This is a genomic window from Pseudomonas sp. BS-2016 (genome assembly GCF_001806145.1).
Classification (GTDB): Bacteria; Pseudomonadota; Gammaproteobacteria; order Pseudomonadales; family Pseudomonadaceae; genus Aquipseudomonas; species Aquipseudomonas lundensis.
Map to the genome: position 1 here is coordinate 26,614 of NZ_MLCT01000032.1, position 22,896 is coordinate 49,509.

Consider the following 22,896-nt stretch of genomic DNA (forward strand, 5'->3'; position numbering starts at 1 on the left):
TCACACCCGCTCGGCCTGCCCTGCCAATAATTGCTCCAGTCGGTTCAGCAATGGCGCCTGACGCAACACCTCGTAATGCCCGCCCTTGAGCACGCTGTGACTGGCGCCCGGCCCCACTTGCGCCCCATGCACGCGGCGCTCGTCGTCGCGCCCGGCCACCCACCAGTGGTGCGCCTGAACCCGGGTTGCAGGCAGCATCGGCTGCTGCAAAGCCAACTGTTTGAGGCGCGCGCCCACGGCAAAGATGTGACTCAGCTCCGCCGACCCGAGCAGCCCGTGCTCGCCCAACCCGGCACGCGGCTCGGCCATGGCGGCGGCAATCACCTGCTCGGCGCTGCGCCCCTGATCCTCCATCAATGCGCACGCGTCGTGCTCGGACAGCCCCAGCACAAAGCGCAAGAAATCCTGCAAGTCTTCACGCCCGTCACTGGCCTCGGCCGTCCCCGCCACGTAGGTGTCCACCAGCCCGGCAAACGCCACCTGCTGACCTTGCGCCTCCAGCGCCTGGGCCACCAGCAAGGTCAACGCCCCGCCCAATGACCAGCCCAGCAGGTGGTACGGGCCGTCAGCCTGTTGCTGGCGGATACGCCCGGCATACGCCTGCGCCATGCTATGCAACGAGGTGTCTTGCCATTCAGGGTCGAGCAACATGCGGCACTGCACACCATAAACGCTGCGGCGCCCGTCCAATTTACGGGCCAGCGGCTCGTAGTCGAACACCGTGCCGAACCCCGCGTGCAAACAGAACAACGGCGGCACGTCACCGACGCGGCTATTTAGCGCCAGCAGCGGGTCGGGGGCCTGAGCGAGCGCCACAGGTTCAAAGCCGCTGAGCTCGGCAATGCACGGTTTCTGCATCAGGTCGCGCAGCTTGAGGCTGAAACCCAACTGCGGCTGATTACGCACCCGTGAAATCACTTTCAGCACTTGCAGCGAGTCGCCGCCCAGCTCAAAGAAATTGTCGTCGATCCCCACCTGCTCCAGCCCCAACACCTCTTGCCAGATCAGCGCCAATGCCTGTTCCAGCTCATTGCGCGGCGCCCGGTACGTACCTTGGGCAAGCTGCGGCTCGGGCAGTGCGCGACGGTCCAGCTTGCCGTTGGCGGACAGCGGGAAACGCGCCATCGGCACGATGTGGCTCGGCACCATGTAATCCGGCAGGTGCGCCTGCAATTGCTCTTTGAGTGTGCGTTCCAGCAGGGTGCCGGACGCGACCACGTACCCTGCCAACTGCTTGCCGGTCGGCCCTTCGATCACCTTGACCGCCGCATCCTGCACCCCTTCGCACTGACGCAGACGCGCTTCGATTTCCCCCAGTTCAATGCGGAAGCCGCGGATTTTTACCTGTTGGTCCAGGCGCCCCAGGTAGTCGATCAGGCCGCATTCGCGCTGACGAACCCGGTCCCCGGTGCGGTACATGCGACCGCCCTTGGCATCGAACGGGTCCGGCACAAAGCGCTCGGCACTCAACCCCGGTTGCCCGTGATAGCCACGGGCCAGGCATTCCCCGCCCAAGTACAACTCGCCACTCACACCGGCGGGCAACGGGTTCAAGTCCGCGTCCAGCACATACAGACCGCGCCCGGCGACACCCCGTCCAATCGGCGCATAGGCCGCTTCACAGCAGTCCGTCATCTCGGCCCGCCACAACAGCGGCGTGACCACGGTTTCGGTCGGCCCGTAGCCGTTGACCAGCCGTTGCGGGCGCAGGGCTCGCTTGACCAGCTCAAAGCTGGCATCCGGCACCGCGTCGCCACCAAAACAATAGGTGTGCACCGGCGGTGGGTTGCCTTGGGCCAGCGCGACTTCTGCCAGCTGTTGCAGGTAAGCGGGCGGGAAGCACGCCACCGTCACGTGTTGTTGGTGCAGCACGTGTAAGGTCTGCTCCGGGGTCCACAGCTGATCGTCGCGGATCACCAGGCTGCCACCGGCCAGCAAGACGCTGAGCCAGCGCTCCTGCGCACCGTCAAACGCGAAGGACATAAAGTGCAGCTCGCGGCTGGCCGGGTTGAGCGCGTACAGCTCGATGATGCCCTGACAGTGCCGCGCAATCGGCTGGCGGGCCACGGCCACGCCTTTGGGCTGGCCGGTCGAACCCGAGGTGTAAATCAGGTACGCCAGATGCTCGCCCAGCGACTCAACCGCCCGTGGCAACGCCACCTGATCGCTCAATTGGTCGAGCAACAGACGCGGGGTGGCGGCATCGAAGGTCACCCGCTGGTCCACATCGCTGTTGCACAGCAACAGGCTGGCCGCTGAATCGGCCAGCATGAAGGTCAGTCGCTCAGCCGGGTAGTCGAGGTCCAGCGGCACGTACGCGGCGCCTGCCTTGAGCACGGCCAGGAACGCCACAATCGTCTGCTCCGAACGCGGCAACGCCACCGCCACCCGTGTCTCGGGGCCAATGCCGCGCCCTTGCAAGTGAGCCGCCAGCACGTCGGCCTGCCGGTCCAGCGCGGCATACGTCAGTTCACGGCCGTCGCAGATCAAGGCCACGGCATCGGGCTGGCGCCGCACCTGCGCCATGAAGCCTTGCACCAAGTCCGTCGCAGGGGCCTGCACCTGTGCCTGTTCAATGCGCGCCTGTGGCAAGCCAATGTCGCCAATCCGGCACTGTGCATCCTGCGGTAACTGCGCCAGCAACCCTTCCAACTGGGCGCGAATGGCCTCGACCTGCGGCGCCGTGAAGCGTTCGCGCAAGTACAGGTATTCCACCTCCAGCCCTTGGTCGGTGGCACTGACCATCAAATCCATCGGGAAGTTGGTGACCCCGCCGCTGCCGACTTCGGCAAACCTCAATTCGCCGTCCTGTTCGCCGCGCAGGGCGCGGTCCACCGGGTGGTTTTCAAACACGATGATGCTGTCGAACAGCCCTTGGCCGCCCTGCCCGGCCCAGCGCTGAATATCGGCCAGCGGCGTGTGCTCAACCTCACGGATCGACAGGTTGTAGTCCTGCAACTCGCGCAGCCAGTCGCCCAGCGCCTGTTGCGGATCGAGGGTCTGAATCACCGGCAAGGTGTTGATGAACAGGCCCAGCATGTCCTGCGCGCCTGGCAGTTGGGTCGGGCGCCCTGCCACGGTGGCGCCGAAAGCCACGCTGCGCTGCCCGGTATGACGCTGCAACAGCAGCAGCCAGGCCGCTTGCACCAGCGTGTTCAACGTCACCCGTTGTTGCGTGGCAAACGTGTACAAACGGCGGGTCGCCTCGCTGTCCAGATAGCTGTAAAGCACGCCGTGGCCGCTGCCGCCGGTGTTGGCCGCATTGGCCAGCATCGTCGGCGCTTGCAGCGTCTCCAGGCGTGCGCGCCAGAACCCTTCGGCCAGCGTCACGTCCTGCTGCGCCAGCCAGTGGATGTAATCGGCATAGCGCCCGGTCAGCGCTGGCAAGGTCTGGTGCGCGTACAGGCGCAGCATCTCGCCGAGCAGACGTGACGCGCTCCAGCCGTCCAGCAGCAAGTGATGGTAGGTCCAGATCATCTGGTGCCGGTTATCGCCCAGACGCACCAGGGTGAAACGCATCAAGGGCGGGCAACTGAGGTCGAAGCCACGCGCCTGATCGTCCGCCGCCAAGGCCAACAACGCCGCCTGCGGGTCGGCGTGTTCACGCCAGTCCAGTTCCACAATCGGCACTTGCGCCTGCTGATACACCGCTTGCAGCGGGTCCGCCAGACCGTCGCGCCAGAGGAAGGCCGCACGCAGCACTTCATGGCGCTGCAACAAGGTGTCCCAAGCGGCGCGGAAACGGTCGACCTGCAACCCTTCAACCGCCACGCTGAGCTGGTTGACGTACAGGTTCAGCTCGGGCGACTCAATGCAGTGGAACAGCATGCCCTGTTGCATCGGCGACAGCGGGTACAGGTCGTCCAGCCCCTCGCGCTCCACCTGCACGGTGGTCGGCACTTGGGCAAAAGGCACGGTGTCGGGAGCGTGCGCGACACGGGGTGCTGCCGCCACGGCCCGTTGCGCCAGCGCACGAATGGTTTGCGCCTCGAACAGTTGTTTCGGGGTGAACGCCAAGCCCAGCGCCCCCGCACGGCTCACGGCCTGCAACGAGATGATCGAATCGCCGCCCAGCTCGAAGAAGTTTTCAGTCACCCCCACGGTTTCCAGCCCCAGCACGTCTTGCCAGACCGCCGCCAGCAGGGCTTCTGCCGGGGTGCCCGGCAAGACCCGTTCCGCCACCTGACGGCTGGCCTCGGGCGCCGGCAGCGCCTGACGGTCCAGTTTGCCGTTGGGGGTCAACGGCAACGCGGCCAGGCACATTAAATGCGCCGGCAGCATGTGCGACGGCAGACGGCTGCGCAGGTGCGCTATCAATGCCTCGCGCAGCGCGCTGTCATCGGCCAGCGGGTCGCGGGGCACGATGTAACCCACCAACTGACGGCTGACCGGACCTTCGCGGTCGACCACAAAGGCTTCGCGCACGCCGTCGTGCTCCAGCAGACAGGCTTCGATTTCCCCCAGCTCAATGCGGAACCCACGGATTTTCACCTGCTGGTCGATACGGCCCAGGTACTCGACCACCCCGTCCTCGCGCAGCCGCGCCAGATCGCCACTGCGGTACAGGCGCGCGCCTGCCACGAACGGGTCCGGTACAAACCGTTCCGCCGTCAGGTCGGGCCGCTGATGGTAGCCACGCGCAATGCCCTCGCCGCCCATGTACAGCTCGCCCGCCACGCCCACCGGCAAGGGTTGCAACTGACTGTCGAGCACGTAAGCGCTGCGCTGCCCCACCGGACGGCCAATGGGCAAAAACGGCGAGTCAAACTGCGTGCCCGGATACGCGCACCAGATCAACGGTGTAATCACGGTTTCAGTCGGGCCGTAACCGTTGATAATGCGCGGCGGCTGCAACACCCGCTGCACTTCATCGAAGGCATGTTTGGGCATGCCTTCACCGCCCACGGTGTAGGAACGGATCGGTAAGGCACGCCCGGCTTCGCCCAGGTAGTCGGCCATTTGCAGCAAGTAGCTGGGGGTGAAACAGGCAATGGTGATGCCGTGCCGCTCGATCTCTTCACAGGTGCGTTGCACGCTCCAAAGCTCGTCGTCACGCGGCATCAGCGCCGAGCCGAAGACCAGCGGGGTCAACCAGCGCTCGTGGGCACCGTCGAAACTGATGGAGGCAAATTGCAACTCGCGGTCGTGCGGGGTCATGCCGTACAGCGCGCCGATGGACAGGCAATGCATGGCCAGCGGGCCATGGGCGACACTGACGCCTTTCGGACGCCCGGTGGAACCCGAGGTGTAAATCAGGTAAGCGAGGTTCTGCGCGTCGGTCAGGTTGCGCAGGTCGTTGCCCGGCAAATGCGCCACGGCCTCACGGTCCAGTTCCAGCACCGGCACCCCTGCCACCTGTGGCAATGACGGGCGCAGCCACGATTGGGTCAACAGCAGCGCAATGCCGCTGTCCTGCATCAAATACCCCAAACGTTCGGCCGGGTACGCCGGGTCCAGCGGCACGTAAGCGCCCCCGGCCTTGAGGATCGCCAGCAGGCCGATAATCATCTGCGGCGAGCGCTCGACGGCCAGCCCCACGCGCACCTCGGGGCCGATACCCAACTCACGCAAGCGATGAGCCAAGCGGTTGGCACGTTGATTGAGGTCGTGATAGCTGAAGGTGGTGTCGGCAAAGATCAGCGCCACCGCCTCGGGGCGAATCGCCGCCTGCGCTTCGATCAACTGATGCACGCATTGCGTGGTCGCTGGCCCCGGTGCCGGGTTCCAGTCATGCAGCAACTGCTGGCGTTCACCTTCGCTCAACCAGGGCAACTCGCCCAGGCGGGCCTGCGGGGCGGCCACCATGGCGTTCAGCAGGCACGCCAAATGCTGGCTCATGCGCGCAATCACCGGGGGCGAGAAGTGGCTGAGCTGGTAACTCCAGGTCAGGCTCAAATGCCCTTCACTCACCGCCGCCAGCGTCAGCGGGTAGTTGGTGCGCTCGTGGTTGTCCGGCAGCGAAAAGCGCAAGCCGTCCGGGGCACCCTGTTGCAAGGCCTCGGCAATCGGGAAGTTTTCAAACACCAGCAAGCTGTCGAACAGCGGCTCACCCGCCCGCCCGGCCCAGCGCTGCACGTCACTCAACGCGGTGAATTCGTGCTCCCGCAGCTCAAGGTTATGTGCCTGCAAGCGGCCCAGCCACTGCGCCACGCTTTCAGCGGCCTGCGGCTGGCTGATCACCGGCAAGGTATTGATGAACAGCCCGAGCTGATGCTCGGCACCCGGTAAGTCCACCGGGCGCCCCGAGACCGTGGCGCCGAACGCGACCGTTTGCTGGCCGCTGTACCGCTGTAACAGCAGCGCCCACGCGCCTTGAACCAGCGTGTTGAGGGTCATGGCGTGCTGGCGGGCAAATGCGGTAAACGCCGCACTGCTGGCCGCGTCGAAGACCTGACGATGGTCGGCGTATTCATCCGCCTGTGGCGAAGCCGTGTACGCCACGCTCTGGGCCAACAGGGTCGGGTTTCCCAGACCGGCCAGCTGGGTGCGCCAGAACGCCTCATCGGCTGCTGCATCCTGCCTGTGCAGCCAACCGATGTAGTCGGCAAAACGCCCTGAATGGCTCGCCACAGTGTCCCCGGCATAGCGCTGCAACACTTCGCCCAACAACAGCGCGTTGCTCCAGCCATCCAGCAGCAGGTGATGATGGGTGTAAATCAGTTGCTGACGCTGTTCATCCAGCCGCACCAGCGCCAGACGCAGCAAGGGCGGGTGCGCCGGGTCAAACTGCAACCGCTCGCTGCGCGCCAGCAGTTGCAATTGGCCAGCCTGATCGGCCCGCCCGCGCCAGTCCAGCACGGTCAACGGCAACTCCAGTGTGCGCTGCACCACTTGCACCGGTTGCGCGGCGCCCGGCGGCCAATGGAAGCCGCTGCGCAGAATCGGGTGTGCGTCCAGAGTCGCCTGCCACGCCTGCGCCAGACGCGTCGCGTCCAGCCCGGTGGCTTCCACGCTGAGCTGGTTGACATACGCGCCCGCCAGCGGCTCGTACACACTGTGGAACAACAGCCCGCGCTGCATCGGTGACAGCGGATACAGATCCTCGATCTGCCGCGCCGTCACCGGCACGTCATCAAGTTGCGCCTGGGTCAGGTCGGCCAGCGGGAAATCGGCCGGGGTCACACCGCCGTGGCGCGGGTCGATGCAATGCGCCACCACGGCCTGCAGGTTCGATTCGATGGCCGCTGCCAACGCCTGAATATCGGCCTTGTCGAAGCATGCCTGACTGAAGCTCAGGTCCAGTTTCAGCTCCCCGCCAAACACCTGGCCGTCCACCGACAACCAGTTGGCCAAGGGTGAATCCGGGCTTTGCGCTGCGCCGCTGGCTTGACGCGCAGGCACGAACAGGGCGTCGTCGCTGAAGCTCTGGTCGAACTGCCCCAGGTAGTTGAACGTGACCCGCGCGCTCGGCAATGCCGCCAGGCAAGCTTGCACCTCGACGGGACCCTGGTAGCGCAGCAGGCCAAACCCCAGCCCTTTGCCGGGAATGTCGCGCAGTTGTTGCTTGATGGCTTTGATCGACGTCGCCAGATCGGTGGCCGGGGTCAACTTGACCGGGAACAGGCTGGTGAACCAGCCCACGGTGCGGGTCAGGTCGATGGCGTCAAACAGGTCTTCACGGCCGTGACCTTCCAGTTGAATCAACGCATGGGCGTCGCCGGTCCAGTCGCACAGGGCGCGCGCCAGCGCAGTGAGCAACAGGTCATTGACCTGGGTGCGGTACGCCGCCGGGGCCTGTTGCAGCAGTTGGCGCGTGCGCTCGCGGTCCAGCCCCAGGCTGACCACCTGACGGTGACGCACGGCCTGGCTGGCGTTCGGGCGAGCGTTGGGCAGCGCAGCGCTGGCGTCTTGCAGGTGCTGTTGCCACCAGTTGCATTCAGCTACCACGGCGTCGCTGTTGGCGTAGGCACCGAGCTGGTTCGCCCAATCTTGCAAGGCGCTGGTTTTTTCCGGCAACGGCTGGTCGGCATACGCTGCTTGCAAGTCTTCAAGCACAATCCGCCACGACACACCGTCCACCACCAGGTGATGAATCACCAACAGCACGCGTTGCCCGCCGTCTGCGTGGTCGATCAACACCGCACGCAACAGCGGGCCCTCTTGCAGCGACAGGCTACGCTGGGCTTCATCGCACAACCCCTGCAATGCCTCATCGCTCTGCACTTGCGCGGTCCACAGCACGTCAGTGGCCGCCGCGCTGTCAAGCGGCACATACCGCGCCGTCCATTGCCCCTCGACCTGACGAAATTGCAGGCGCAGCGCATCGTGGCGGGCCAACACCCGTTGCAGGGCAGTCTGCAACCGCAGCAGGTCCAGCGGCTCGCGCACCTCCAGCAACACGGCCTGGTTCCAGTGCTGTGGCTGCACGGTCTGGTTGTCGAAGAACCAACGTTGCACCGGGGTCAGGGCTTGTGTGCCGAGCACCGGCCCTTGGGCGATCTGCGGCACTGCCTGCTGACTGGCCACGGCCGCCAACGCCTGCAAGGTCGGCTGTTGAAACAGGTCGCGCGGCTGTAAACGCAGCCCGGCACGCCGGGCCCGGCTCACGACCTGAATCGAGATGATCGAGTCGCCACCCAGCTCAAAGAAGTTGTCCTGCCGGCCGACCTGTTCGACCCCCAGCACCTGCTGCCAGATCGCTGCCAGCTGCCGTTCGTGGTCACTGCGTGGCGCTTCAAACACGCGCTGACTGACGCTCACCCCAGGCGCAGGCAGCAATTTGCGCTCCAGTTTGCCGTTAGGGCTTAACGGCATCCGCTCAATCACCATCAGGTGCGTCGGCACCATGTAATCGGGCAGGCTCTGCAACAAACGCGCTTTCAAGGCGTCTCGCCACGGGCCTTGCGCTTGAACGTCGTGGGCCAATTGCGCGTCGGTCGGCACCAGGTACGCCACCAATTGATTATCCAGCGCCAGCACCACGGCTTCCTGCACCTGCGGGTGTTCGTGCAGGCGCGCTTCGATTTCCCCCAGCTCAATGCGCAAGCCGCGAATTTTCACCTGATGGTCGATGCGGCCGCAGTACTCAATGGCCCCATCGGCGCGATAGCGGGCCAGGTCGCCGGTGCGGTACAAGCGCTCGCCCGTGCCGAACGGATCGACCACAAAGCGCTCGGCCGTCATCCCCGGCCGGGCATGGTAGCCCCGGGCCAGACCGCTGCCAGCCAGGTACAACTCACCGATTGCACCACAGGGCAACGCCTGCAATTCGGGGCTCAGGATATACGTGCGCAGGTTGGCAATCGGGCGACCGATGGGCACGCTGTCGCGGCCTTCTTCGACACAGGTCCAGTGGGTGACGTCGATCGCGGCTTCGGTCGGGCCGTACAGGTTGTACAACGCCGCCTTCGGCAAGCTGCGCAGGGTCTGGCGCTGCAATTCGATCGGCAGCGCTTCACCGCTGCACACAATGCGCCGCAACGAGCTGCACTGGCGGGCATGATCGACACTGATAAACGCTTGCAGCATCGACGGCACAAAGTGCAGCGTGGTGATCGCCTGCTCCACGATCAGCGCCGCCAGCTGTTGCGGGTCGCGGTGGACGCCGGGCGCTGCCACCACCAGCGTGGCGCCGTGCATCAGCGGCCAGAAAAACTCCCACACCGACACGTCGAAGCTGAACGGTGTCTTCTGCAACACCCGGTCGGCCGCGCTCAGGCCATAGGCCTGCTGCATCCATGCCAGACGGTTATAAAGCGCGCCATGGCTGTTGCCCGCGCCTTTGGGGCGCCCGGTGGAGCCGGAGGTGTAAATCACGTACGCCAGGTGCTGGGCACAAGCGAGGTTGGGCAGATTGTCGCTGTCGTACCCGGCCAGCCAGGTGTCGCCCGCTTCCAGGCAGATGACCGGTAACGCGTCAGGCAACGGCAAGTCGGCCTGCACATGGGGTTGGGTCAGCAACAGGCTGATAGCACTGTCTTCAAACAGATAGGCCAGACGCTCAGCCGGGTATTCCGGGTCCAGCGGCACATAGGCGCCGCCGGCCTTGAGAATCGCCAGCAGCCCGATGACCAGTTCCAGCGAGCGTTCGCAGGCCACCCCGACACGCACTTCAGGCCCCACCCCTGCGTCGCGCAGACGCCGGGCCAAACGGTTGGCGCGCTGATTCAACGCGCGGTAGCTCAGGTGCTCATCAGCAAATATCAGCGCACAGGCTTCGGGGGTGGCGGCCGCTTGCGCTTCGATGTGCTCCTGCACGCACGCAGGGCCGGGATAGCGGTGTTCGGTGGCATTGAGTTGATAAAGGGTGGATTCAACCTCGGCCGCCGACAGCATCGGCAATTGGCCAATCGCGCACTCGGGATTGGCCACAATGGCCGCCAGCAGGTTGCGCCAATGGGCCGCCATCTGCTCGATACGCGGTGCGTCAAACAGGTCGGTGGCGTAGGTCAGGCTGGCCATCAGGCGCTCGCCTTCCTCATGGGTGTCCAGTTGCAGATCGAATTGAGTGGTGCGGCCTTGCCACTCCACGCTTTCGACCTGCAACCCGGCCAGCATCCCGCTCAGCGCACCGGGTCGGCTTTGCTGGTGGTTGAACATCACTTGAAACAACGGGCTGTGGCTCAGGCTGCGCTCGCCCTGTAGCGCCTGCACCAGACGCTCGAACGGCACCTCCTGATAGGCCTGTGCATCGAGCGAACGGTCGCGGGTCTGCTTCAGCAAGCGGGCAAAGGGCATGCGCCCGTCCAGTTCGGCGCGCAGCACCTGGGTGTTGACGAAAAAACCGATCAACCCACGGGTCTCGGCGCGCGTGCGATTGGCCACCGGCACGCCGATGCGCAGGTCCGGCTGGCCGCTGTAGCGATGCAGCAACGCCTGAAAGCTGGCCAGCAACAGCATGAAGGGGGTCACGCCGCGCTGACGGGCCAATGCCATGAGGTTTTTGGCCAGCAGCGGCTCGAGGGTGAAGTCCAGCCGCGCGCCCTGTTGCGTCGGGTGAGCGGGACGCGGGCGATCAGCGGGCAGCTCCAGCACCGGCTGCTCGTCACCCAATTGCGCGCGCCACCAGCCCAGTTGGCGCTCCAGTTCGCCCGCCTCCATCCAGCGCCGCTGCCACCGCGCGTAGTCGGCGTATTGAATCGGCAAGGGTGGCAGGGTCACGGACTGGCCCTGGGCATGGGCGGCGTACAGCTGCGAAAACTCATCGACCAACACGCCCATCGACCAACCATCGGCCACGATGTGGTGCAGGGTCAGCACCAGCACGTGATCGTCGGTGTCGAGCTGCAACAGGCTGACCCTCAGCAAGGGGCCATGTTGCAGGTCGAACGGCCGGGCGATGTCGTCCTCCAGCAGCGTCAGCGCCTGGTCGAGGCGCTGGTGGTGGGGCAGATCGCGCAGGTCGTGGCGCGCAAGCGTCAGCCAAGGGCCGCTGGCCGCGAGCGGTTGCACCGACGCGGCCACCTTGAAGGTCCGTGACGGGGGTTGGCTGTCGTCGCCAGCGGCCTGTGGGTCTGGCTCGACAAAGACGCTGCGCAAACTGTGATGGCGCTCCAGCAAGGCGTCGAAGCTGCGTTGCAGAGCCTCGATATTCAGCGCGCCGCGCAGGCGCAAGGCCGCGGGAATATGGTAGGCCGCGCTTTGCGGGTCCAGTTGCCACAAAAACCATTGCCGTTGTTGCGCGTACGACAGTTCGCACGGCGCGTCGGCGTTGGCGGTGGCCGGAATCGGCAACTGGCCGAAACTGACGCCCTGCTCCTGCATTTTTTGCAGGAATTCACGGCGCTGGTGCGGCGCCAGGCTGGCAAAACGGTTGGCAATACGCCACGCGGTAGAATTTTCCATCAGTTGATCTCCATCTCGTCGAGCAGCGACTCAAGTGCGCTCAGACGACCATCGTTATCCGCAGGCGTGTGTGCTTGTGCCACGGCGGCATAGGCTTGCAGGTCGGGCGCTTCGAACAGCGCACGCAGCGCCAGCTCGATGCCCAGCTCCAGCTCGACCCGGGCACTGGCCTGGGCCGCCAGCAATGAGTGCCCGCCCAATTCAAAGAAGTTGTCATGTCGACCCACACGCTCCACGTCCAGCACGCTGGCCCAGATCGCCGCAAGCTGCGTTTCCAGCGTCCCGACCGGGGCGCTGTAAGGGCGCTGCCAGCCTTCGGCATCGGCATCCGGCTGCGGCAAGGCCTTGCGGTCCAGCTTGCCGTTGCCGGTCAGGGGCAGCGCATCCAGCAGCCGCCAGTGGCTGGGCACCATGTAGTCCGGCAGGTCGACCTTGAGCGCCGCGCGCAAATGTTCGCGCCAGGCCAGCGGATCGGTCGGGGTGTCGATTGCCACCACGTACGCGCACAGTTGTGGGCCTTGGGCGCTCGCATGCACCGTCAGCACGGCCTCCGCGACCCCCGGTTGCTGCTTGAGGCAGGCCTCGATTTCCCCCAGCTCGATGCGGAAACCGCGAATCTTCACTTGCTGGTCGATGCGGCCCAGGTAGTCGATGTTGCCGTCTGCCCGCTGACGCGCCAGGTCGCCGCTGCGGTAAAGGCGTTCCCCCGGCGCAAACGGGCTGGGCACAAAGCGTTCGGCGCTGAGCCCGGCGCGGCCGTGATAGCCCCGCGCCAGCCCTTGACCGGCGATGTACAGCTCGCCCGCGCACCCCGGCGCCACGGGCTGCAACTGGCTGTCGAGCAAGTACCAGCTCAGGTCACTGAGCGGGCGGCCAATCGGGCTCTGCACGTTGGCCTGCAAATCGGCCGGGCTGAGCGCGCGGAAGGTCACATGCACCGTGGTCTCGGTGATGCCGTACATATTGACCAGCGTCGTGGCGCGGTCGCCAAAGCGCTCGTACCACGGCCGCAGACTCGCCACCTCCAGCGCTTCGCCGCCGAAGATCACCCAGCGCAATGCCAGCGCTTGCGGGCTTTGGCACGCCACCGGCATCAATTGCCGGAAAGCGGTCGGGGTCTGGTTGAGCACCGTGACGCCTTCATCACACAGCAGTTGATGGAACGCGTGCGGCTCGCGGCTGATGAAATACGGCACGATCACCAGGCGCCCCCCGCTGCACAGGGCGCCAAACAGCTCCCACACCGAGAAGTCGAACGCGTAGGAATGGAACAGCGTCCACACGTCGTGCTGATCGAAACCGAACGACTGTTGCGTGGCACTCAACAAGCGGGTGACGTTGGCATGGCTGAGCAAGGCGCCCTTTGGCCGCCCGGTGGAGCCCGAGGTGTAAATCACATAGGCCAGGTTGTCCGGTCGGGTCAGGTTCGCCAGGTTCTCGGCACTGAATGTGTCCAGCGTCAGGTGCTCCAAGCACAGGGTTTGAACCCCGACGTGGGGCGGCAGACTTTCCAGCAAGTGCTCTTGGGTCAGCAGAAGGCGGATGCCGCTGTCCCCGATCATGTAGCTCAAGCGTTCGGCCGGGTAGTGCGGGTCCAGTGGCACATAAGCGCCCCCCGCCTTGAGGATGGCCAGCACGCCCACCACCAGCGGTATCGCACGTTCCGTGGCAATCCCTACCCGCACTTCCGGGCCGACGCCCAGTTCGCGCAGCTTGTGCGCCAGTCGATTGGCGCGTGCATTGAGCTCGCCGTAATCCAGCGATTGCTCGCCACAGCGCACTGCCACCGCCTGCGGCTGCGCCGCGGCCTGTGCTTCAAACAGCTGATGCAAGGCAGGTGCTACGGGCTGAACCTCGACCTGCGGGTTCCACTGCCGGATCAGCGCCTGTTGCTCGGCGGGGGCCATCAGCTCAAGCGCCGCAATCCGTTGTTGTGGTTCACGCACCACGGCGCGCAGCAGGTTCAACCAGTGCTGCGCCAGGCGTTCGACGGTGGCGGCGTCGTACACGTCGCTGGCGTAGGTCAGGCTGGCGTGCAAGTGCTCGCCCTGCTCTTCGGTGTCCAGCGCCAGATCGAACTGCGCCGTGTGCTGTTGCCACGCCATGCGCCGGATGACCAGCCCCGGCAGGCTGCGCTCGACGCTCTCGCCGATCGGCCGCTGGTGGTTGAACAGCACTTGGAACAACGGGCTGTGGCTCAGACTGCGCTCAGGTTGCAGCGCTTCCACCAGTTGCTCGAACGGCAATTCTTGATGAGCCTGCGCCCACAACGCGGTGTTCTTGACCTGTTGCAGCAGGCTGGCAAATGTCTGCTGGCCGTCAATCTCGGCGCGCAACACGTGGGTGTTGATGAAGAAACCGATCAGGCCTTCCGTTTCGAGGTGGCTACGCCCGGCACTGGGCACACCGACGTTGATCGCCGACTGACCGCTGTAGCGGTGCAGCACGGTCTGGAAACTGGCCAGCAGCACCATGAACAGGGTCACGTGGTGTTGCTGCGCCAACTGCCGCAAACCGGCCGCCAGTTCGGGCTCGACTACCAGCTCCAGGCGCGCCCCGCGTTCGCTGCGTATCGCCGGGCGAGTCAATTCGCTGGGCAGTTCAAGCGGCGGATGCTGTTGGCCCAAATGGGCCTTCCAGGCACTCAACTGACGCTCGCCCTCACCGGCCTGCAACCTGTCCCGTTGCCAGACCGCAAAATCGGCGTAACTGACGGCCAGGGCCGGCAGCTCGGGCGCCTGCCCCAGCACATGAGCCTGATACAGGGCGCTGAACTCATCGACCATGATTTGCATCGACCAGCCGTCGGCCGCGATGTGGTGCACCGTCAGCACCAACACGTGCTCATCGGCCCCGACGGTGAGCAGCAATACACGCAGCAGCGGGCCGTGACGCAGGTCGAAGGGTTGACGCATCGCCTCGGCGACCCGTGCTTGAATTTCGGCCTGCGTCGGTGCCGCCAGCGTCAGCTCGCGCAGGTCCAACGGCAGGCTGGCGTGCACAACGCCACGCGCCTGTTCGCCGTCCTGAACAAAGGTGGTGCGCAAAGTGGCGTGCCGCGCTTGCAGGTCATTGAAACTGCGCACCAAGGCATCGCGATTGAGCGTGCCCGTGAGCCGCAGCGCAGCCGGGATGGTGTACGCGGCGCTGTCCGGGTCCAGTTGCCAGAGAATCCACTGCCGTTGCTGTGCGTACGACAGCACCTCCGCCTGCCCTTGCGCCATCGGCCGCAAGGCCGGGGCACTGAGCGTTGGCGGCTGCGCCTGGCAACGGGCGGCAAACTCGCTGAGCACGCTGGTTTCAAACAGGCTGCTGAGGGGCAGTTCAATCATCAACTGCTGACGCACGCGGGACACCACTTGCGCCACCAGCAGCGAATGGCCGCCCAATTCGAAGAAGTTGTCGTCGCGACTGACGGCGTCCAGTTTGAGGACTTCCTGCCAGATCGCCGCAATTCGCGACTCAATGCCTGCATGGGGCGCCACCAGCTCCCGCTGCCAGTCGGCCGCTTGCGCCTGCGGCAAGGCCTTGCGGTCCACCTTGCCGTTGGCATTGAGCGGCAAGTGGTCCAGAGGCAGCCATTGCAACGGCACCATGTAGTCGGGCAACTGCGCCTTGAGCGCGGTTTTCAGTTGTTCACGCAGCGTTGACCACTGCGGCGCCGACGGTTGCGCCACGATAAACGCCACCAGTGCCTTGCCGGTCGGGCCGTCCTGCACCACCACGGCCACTTCACGCACACCGCTCACGTCGCGCAAGCGTGATTCAATTTCCCCCAGCTCAATGCGGAACCCGCGCACTTTCACCTGCTGGTCGATCCGGCCCACGTATTCCAGCTGACCGTCAGCGCGGCGGCGCGCCAGATCGCCGGTGCGGTACAAGCGCTCCCCCGCTTGCCGGGCGTAAGGATTGGGCAGGAACACACTGGCGGTGCGCAACGGATCACCAAAATACCCGCGCCCCACGCCGGTGCCGGCCACGTACAGTTCGCCCACCACTCCGGTGGGCACAGGCTGCAAGCCGCCGTCGAGGACGTACAGGCGATTGTTATCGGTGGCCAGGCCAATCGGCAGATACGCGCTGTCGGCCGACGCTGCGTCGACCCGGAACAGCGCCACGTCGTCCGAGCACTCTGCCGGGCCGTAAGCATTGACCAGACCGATGTCGGGGTATCGCTGCAACCAGCGCCGCGCCAGTTCGGGCGGCATGGCTTCACCGGTCGGCAGCATCCAGCGCAGGCCGGACAGTTGACCAAGGGGTTCATCCAGCAGGCTCTGGATCAGCGACGGCACGCTCTCTAGCACGCTGATGCCGCGTGCAGCGACGTGACCCAACAACGCGGCCGGATCATGGGCGATGGCGCTCGGCACGATGTCCACCTGTGCGCCAAACAACGGCGCCGCGAGGAATTGCCACACTGAAATATCGAAACTCTGGGACGCGGTCTGGGCAATCACCGCGTCACGGCCCAGGTCGAGGTAAGGCCGTTTGCTCAACTGGTTGTTGAGCATCCCGGCCTGCGCGACCATGACCCCTTTTGGCGTCCCGGTGGAGCCCGAGGTGAAGATCACGTAGGCCAAATGGTCAGGCCCGGTGTAGACCCCCGGCCGCGCGCTGGAGAAGTCCTGGGCCTGCACGTCCTCCCACACCACCAGGCGCGGCCGTTGCGCCGGGGCTAATTGCGCCAGCAAGGCACGGGCCTGATCGCCACACGCCGCGCTGGCCACCAGCACGGGCACTTGCCCCAGTTGCAGCAAATCGAGCAAACGCCGGGCGGGCAATTGCGGGTCCAGCGGCAAATAGGCTGCACCGGCCTTGAAGCTGCCGAGCATCATGCCCAGCAGCGCCAGGCTGCGCTCGGCCAGCAGCGCCACCGGCTGATCGACCCCTACACCCGCCGCCCTCAAGGCATGGCCGAGGCGGTTGGCGCGGGTTTCCAGCTCGCGGTACGTCCAGCGCTGATCGAGGCATGTCGCCACCACCTGCTCCGGGTGCGCGTCGTGCTGCGCTTCAAACAGGCGTACATAACCGTCGGCCAGCGGGTAGTCGCGGTCGGTGTGATTGCCCGCCTGCAACAGGTGCTCGCGCTCGGCAGCGTCGACCACCGGCAACTCCGCGAACGGCCCGTCTGCATGCTCGCCAATGGCCAGCAGCAGGCGTTTGAAATCGGCCAGCAAACGCTCGGCGGTGGCGTCGTCGAAGAAGCGCGTGTCGTAAGACAAGTGCAGGCCGAGCGCGTCGCCGGGGTACACCACCACCGTCATCGGGTAGTTGGTGTGGGTGCGCGCGCTGTCGGATCGGGCGCTGATGTGCTCGGCCCCCGTGACCACGGCACTTTCCACCGGCGCGTTTTCGTAGACAAACAGGCTGTCGAAAATCGACTGGCCTTTGTCCAGCGCACTGCACGCCTGAATCTTCAACAGCGGCAGGTGCTCGTGCTCACGCAGCGCCAGGTTGTGCTCGAACAAGCGTTGCAGCCACGCCTTGACGCTGACGTCCTGCCCGGCACGCGGCAGTTGCAGGCGCAACGGAATGCTGTTGATGAACAGGCCCACGGTGTCCTGCATCTCGGGGCGATTGACCGGGCGACCGGCGACGGTCACGCCAAACAGCACCTCATCGAGGCCACTGTAGCGCTGCAAGACCAACGCCCAGGCCGCTTGGGTCAGGGTGTTGACGGTGAGCTGGAAACGCTGCGCCAACTCGCGCAAGGCACGGCCCTGACTGACCTGCAGATCGGCATACACATCGCCGATCACCGAGAAGCCGCCCTGACGCCGCAAGGCGCGGTCAAACGGCAACGGGGTGGGTTGCTCAAAGCCCGCCAGCTCCCGGGTCCAGGCGGCTAGCGCCTCGCGCTCGCCCTGTTCTTGCAGCCACTGGATAAAGTCGCGGTAACGGGCCGCGGGCGGCAGGCTGCGTTGACCGCTGTAAAGGGCGAAGAAATCTTGCAGCAACAGCGAACGGCACCAGGCATCGATCAGGATGTGGTGGTTACTGAGGATGAACCAGTAATGCCCGGCGCTGCGACGAATCAGGCGCAGGCTGAAAGGCGGTGTGTTGAGCAGGTCAAACCCTTCGGCGCGGTCTTGCGCCAGCAACGCTTGCAACGCCGCTTCGTGTTCAGCCTCGGGGCGATCGCTCCAGTCATGCACCTGCACCTTGGGCGCTGCGTCGCGGTGGATGATTTGCAGCATGTTGCCGTCATCGTCGAGGCTGAACGACGCCCGTAATGCATCGTGACGCTGTACCACGGCGTGCCAGGCCGCCGTAAAGCGTGGCAGGTCGATGTCACTGTCGATGATGTAACGGTCTTGCATGAAATAAATGCCCGACCCCGGTTCCAGCAAGGTGTGCACCAGCAACCCCTGCTGCATCGGCGACAGCGGGTAGATGTCTTCAATGGCGCCGGGCGCCACCTTGAGGGTATCCAGTTGCTGCTGGGTAAGGCGCGCCAACGGGAAGTCCGACGGCGTCATGCCGCCGGTTTCGTGGGTCACGCAGTGCTCGATCAACGCCGACAGTTCGCGCTGGTAGTCGTCCATCAAGGCGTGAATGGTTGCCGGTTCGAACATCTCGGTGCTGAAGGTCCATTGCAGGTTCAGCTCGCCGCCATACACCTGCCCTTCGATGCTCAGCCAGTTGGCCAGCGGCGCCTGTTCATCCTGCGCCTGACCGGCGCTTTCGGCCGCCGGGACGAACAGCGCCTGATCGTCGAACTGGCGATCGAACTGGCCCAGGTAGTTGAAGGTGATACGCGGGGTGGCCAGCGCGGCCAGTTGCGCACCCGCCTCGCTGCCGGCCAGATAGCGCAGCAGTCCATAACCGACGCCTTTGTCCGGGACGCTGCGCAATTGTTCCTTGATGGCCTTGATCGACTCGCCCATGCCCACGGCTGGCGTCAGTTTCACCGGGAACAGGCTGGTGAACCAGCCCACGGTGCGCGACAGGTCGAGACCGTCGAACAGCTCTTCGCGACCGTGGCCTTCAAGCTGAATCAGGCTGCTGGTGTGGCCGCTCCAGCGGCAGATCACCCGCGCCAGCGCCGTGAGCAACAGGTCATTGACCTGCGTGCGGTAGGTCGCGGGCGCCACTTGCAGCAATTGCCGGGTACGCTCGGCGTCCAGGCTGAACGCGCGTGTTTGCCCGTGACGGTTCTGCAACCCGCCCCCGGCACGGTCGCAAGGCAATTCACTGCTGGCCCCGCTCAGGTGAGCGTGCCAGTACGCCAATTCCGGCAAACGCGCCTGCGCGGCGGCCTGCAAGTGCGCGGTCCAGGCCTGATAGGCACTGGTTTTGGCCTGCGGCGCCTGCGTCGGCTGCGCATAGAACTGTTGCAAGTCCTCCAGCAGCACCCGCCACGACACGCCATCCACGGCCAGATGGTGCACCACCAGCAGCACGCGCTGGCTGTGGTCGGCCATGTCGATCAGCACCGCACGCAACAGCGGCCCTGCTTGTAGATCAAGGCTGCGCTGGGCGAGTTGGCACACGCGGTTGAGTTCATCCTCCGACGCCGCCTGTTGCTGCCACAACACCGGCTCGGCCGACAGTTCGCCATAGGCCTGCTGCCACTGGCCATCGCGCTGTTCAAAACGCAGGCGCAGGGCATCGTGATGGGTCAGCAGTTGCCGCAGCGCCTGCTCCAGCGGCGCGGCCTCGACCGGCTGACGCGGGTGCAACAGCAATGACTGATTCCAGTGATGGCGTGACGGCATCGGCTGCTCGAAGAATCCGTGCTGCACGGGCGCCAAGGCCACCGGGCCGTGGGCAATGCCCTGATCGAGGGCGATGTGTGTGCTCAGTTCGGCCACCCGCGCCAGGCTGCGGATGGTCTGATGCTGGAACAGGTCACGGGGACTGAAGGCGATGCCTGCCTGGCGCGCCCGGCTGACCACTTGAATGGAGATGATCGAGTCGCCGCCCAGCGCGAAGAAATTGTCGTCCACGCCGATGTGCGCCACGCCCAGCACCGCCTGCCAGATCTCAGCCAGACGCTGTTCCCGTTCCGTGGCAGGCGCGCTGTAAACCTGCTGCGCTGACGCCGGGTCGGGGCGCGGCAAGGCCTTGCGCTCCAGCTTGCCGTTGGGCGACAGCGGCAGGTGCTCAAGGCTGATCCAGTGGCCAGGCACCATGTACTCCGGCAAGCCGCGCAGCAGGTGGGCCGTCAGCGCAGCCTGCCAGTCGCCAGCGCTGGCCGGGTCTTGCAGGACCACGTAGGCCACCAGTTGCTTGCCGTCGAGCACCAGCACCACGGCTTCACGCACGTCCGCGTGTTCGGCCAGGCGCGCTTCGATTTCCCCCAGTTCAATGCGCAGCCCGCGCAGTTTGACCTGATGGTCGAGACGGCCCAGGTATTCGATCACCCCGTCCACGCGCTGGCGTACCCGGTCGCCGGTGCGGTACAGGCGCTGGCCGTCATGGAACGGGCACGGCACAAAGCGTTCGGCGGTCAGCCCCGGACGTCGATGGTAGTGACGGGCCAGACCGGCGCCTCCCAGATACAGCTCGCCTGCCACACCCACTGCCACCGGCGACAGGTCAGCGTCGAGCACCACGGTGCGCAGGTTGGCAATGGGCAGGCCAATGGGCACGCTGGCTGCGCCTTCATCGACACAGGTCCAGTGCGTGACGTCGATGGCGGCTTCAGTCGGGCCATACAAGTTGTACAGCTCGGCACCCGGCAGCTTGGCAAACACCTGCTGCTGAGCATCCACCGGCAAGGCTTCACCGCTGCACACAATGCGGCGCAGGCTGGTGCAGTGCTGCACACCGGTTTCGTGGATAAAGGCTTGCAGCATCGACGGCACGAAATGCAGGGTGCTGACCTGATGCTGGCGGATGGTGTCGATCAGGCGCAGCGGCTCGCGGTGTTCACCGGGCTGCGCCACCACCAGCCGTGCCCCGGCGAGCAGTGGCCAGAAAAACTCCCACACTGACACGTCAAAGCTGAACGGGGTTTTTTGCAGCACCGTGTCGTGGGCATCCAGGCCATACGCCTGCTGCATCCAGCACAACCGGTTGACCAGCGCCGCATGGGTGTTGCCCGCGCCTTTCGGGCGGCCGGTCGAACCCGAGGTGTAAATCACATAGGCCAGTTGCTGCGCGTCATGGCTGAGGTTCAGGTTGCTGTCGTCATAGCCATGCAGCGCTTGGGCGGGGTCATCGAGGGCGATGATCCGGATGTCGGCCGCGGGCAGACCGGCCACAAGCGCCTGCTGGGTGAGCAACAGGTCGATGCCGCTGTCCTCGATCATGTAGGCCAACCGTTCTTGCGGGTATTCAGGGTCCAGCGGCACGTAGGCGCCGCCCGCCTTGAGGATCGCCAGCAGGCCGATCACCATCTCCAGCGAACGTTCGAGCGCGATGCCCACCAGCACATCCGGGCCCACGCCCTGTTCGCGCAGGTGCCGTGCCAACTGATTGGCGCGGGCATTGAGCTGCGCATAACTGAGCGCCTGCTCCCCGAACACCAGTGCGCAGGCTTGCGGGGTGCGCGCCACCTGCGCTTGGAGCAAATGATGCACGCTGCGATCGGACGGGTACGCGGCGGCCGTGTGGTTCCATTCGTAAACCTGCGTGTGCAATTCGCTGGCATCGAGCATCGGCAACTCGCCGATCCGGCACTCGGTATTGGCCACCAGCGCCCGCAGCAGGTTGCTCCAGTGGCGCGCCATGCGGGTGATGGTCGCGGCGTCGAACAGATCGTTGGCATAGGTCAGCGCTGCGTTGAGGCGCCCGCCTTTTTCCCAGGTGTCCAGGCTCAGGTCGAACTGAGTGGTGCGCGCTTCCCATTCGATCAGGCCCAGTTCCAGGCCCGAGGCCGTCTTGACCGTTTCAAGGTCCGCCACCTGCGACTGGTGGTTGTACATCACCTGGAACAGCGGGTTATGGCTCAGGTTGCGTTCCAGCTTGAACGCCTCGACCAATTGCTCGAATGGCAGCTCCTGATGGGCCTGGGCGCCGAGGGCGGTTTCCTTGACCGTACGCAGCAGGTCCGCCACCGGGGTCTGGGCATTCAGTTCGCAGCGCAACACCTGGGTGTTCACGAAAAAGCCGATCAGCCCTTCGACCTCACGCCGGTTGCGGTTGGCGATCGGCACGCCGACACGCACATCGGTCTGGCCGCTGTAGCGGTGCAACAGAATGTTGAACGCCGCCAGCAACAGCATGAACAGCGTGACCGAGTGGCGTTGCGCCAATGTGCGCAACTGCTCCACCAGTGCAGGATCGAGCGCGAATTCATGGCGGGTGCCGCGATAGCTTGGCATCGCCGGGCGCGGGTAATCGGTGGGCAACGCGATGACCGGGTGTTCGTCGCCCAGCCTGTCACGCCAATACGTCAGCTGCCGCGCCTGCTCGCCAGCCTCCAGCCATCGGCGCTGCCACAGCGCATAGTCGCGGTATTGAATCGGCAGTTCGGGCAGTTGTGGCGACTGACCGCGCTCAAAGGCGTCATAACCGCGCATGAATTCGTCGATCAGCACATTCATCGACCAGCCGTCAGACACGATGTGGTGCAAGGTCAGCAGCAGGACGTGTTCATCGTCAGCCAGTTTCAGCAACAGGATGCGCAACAGGGGGCCATTGGCCAGATCGAAGGGCAACAGCGACTGGCGCTGCGCTTGGGCAGCCACCGCCTGATCGCGCGCCACGGCAGGCAGCAGGGTGAAATCCATCGACTCGACCGCCAACGGCTGGCTCAAGGCCACTTGCTCGAGGCTGTCATCGGCGTTCTGGCGAAACACCGTGCGCAGGGTTTCGTGGCGCTGCACCACATGGGCGAACGCCTGCTCCAGCGCCGCGACGTTCAACTCACCCTTGAGGCGCACCGCGCCCGGCAAGTTGTACGCGCCGCTGTGCGGATCCAGTTGCCACAAAAACCACATGCGCCGCTGTGCGTAGGACAGTGCGTGGCGGTCGTCTTGCGCCACCTCTTTCGGAATCGGGAACTGAGAAAAGTCGATCCCTTCCCCGCGCAACCCGTCGAGGAATAACCGGCGCTTTTCCAGCGGCAATTCGATGAACCGGCGGGCAAGTTTGAGGGACTTCTCAGCATTCATCTGGCTTCTTCCGTACGTATTGGCTATCGAGCATTGGCTCGGCTATCCC

General features: G+C 65.2%; 2 protein-coding genes. Both read right to left on the bottom strand.

The features are described 5' to 3' along the window. Nucleotides 1-11,784, bottom strand: coding sequence for a non-ribosomal peptide synthase/polyketide synthase (locus BKD70_RS16540; protein ID WP_047275046.1), 11,784 nt, complete (start codon nucleotides 11,782-11,784; stop codon nucleotides 1-3). Then, nucleotides 11,784-22,847: a non-ribosomal peptide synthase/polyketide synthase gene (locus tag BKD70_RS16545; protein WP_047275048.1), complete on the bottom strand. Its 11,064-nt coding sequence runs from the start codon at nucleotides 22,845-22,847 to the stop codon at nucleotides 11,784-11,786. The genes BKD70_RS16540 and BKD70_RS16545 overlap by 1 nt, the downstream gene beginning before the upstream one ends. Nucleotides 22,848-22,896: the final 49 nt, after the last annotated feature.

Excerpts from the sequence above, each read along its gene's own strand:
- BKD70_RS16540 (WP_047275046.1), bottom strand. The coding sequence starts at position 11,784 with ATGGAAAATTCTACCGCGTGGCGTATTGCCAACCGTTTTGCCAGCCTG.
- BKD70_RS16545 (WP_047275048.1), bottom strand. The coding sequence starts at position 22,847 with ATGAATGCTGAGAAGTCCCTCAAACTTGCCCGCCGGTTCATCGAATTG.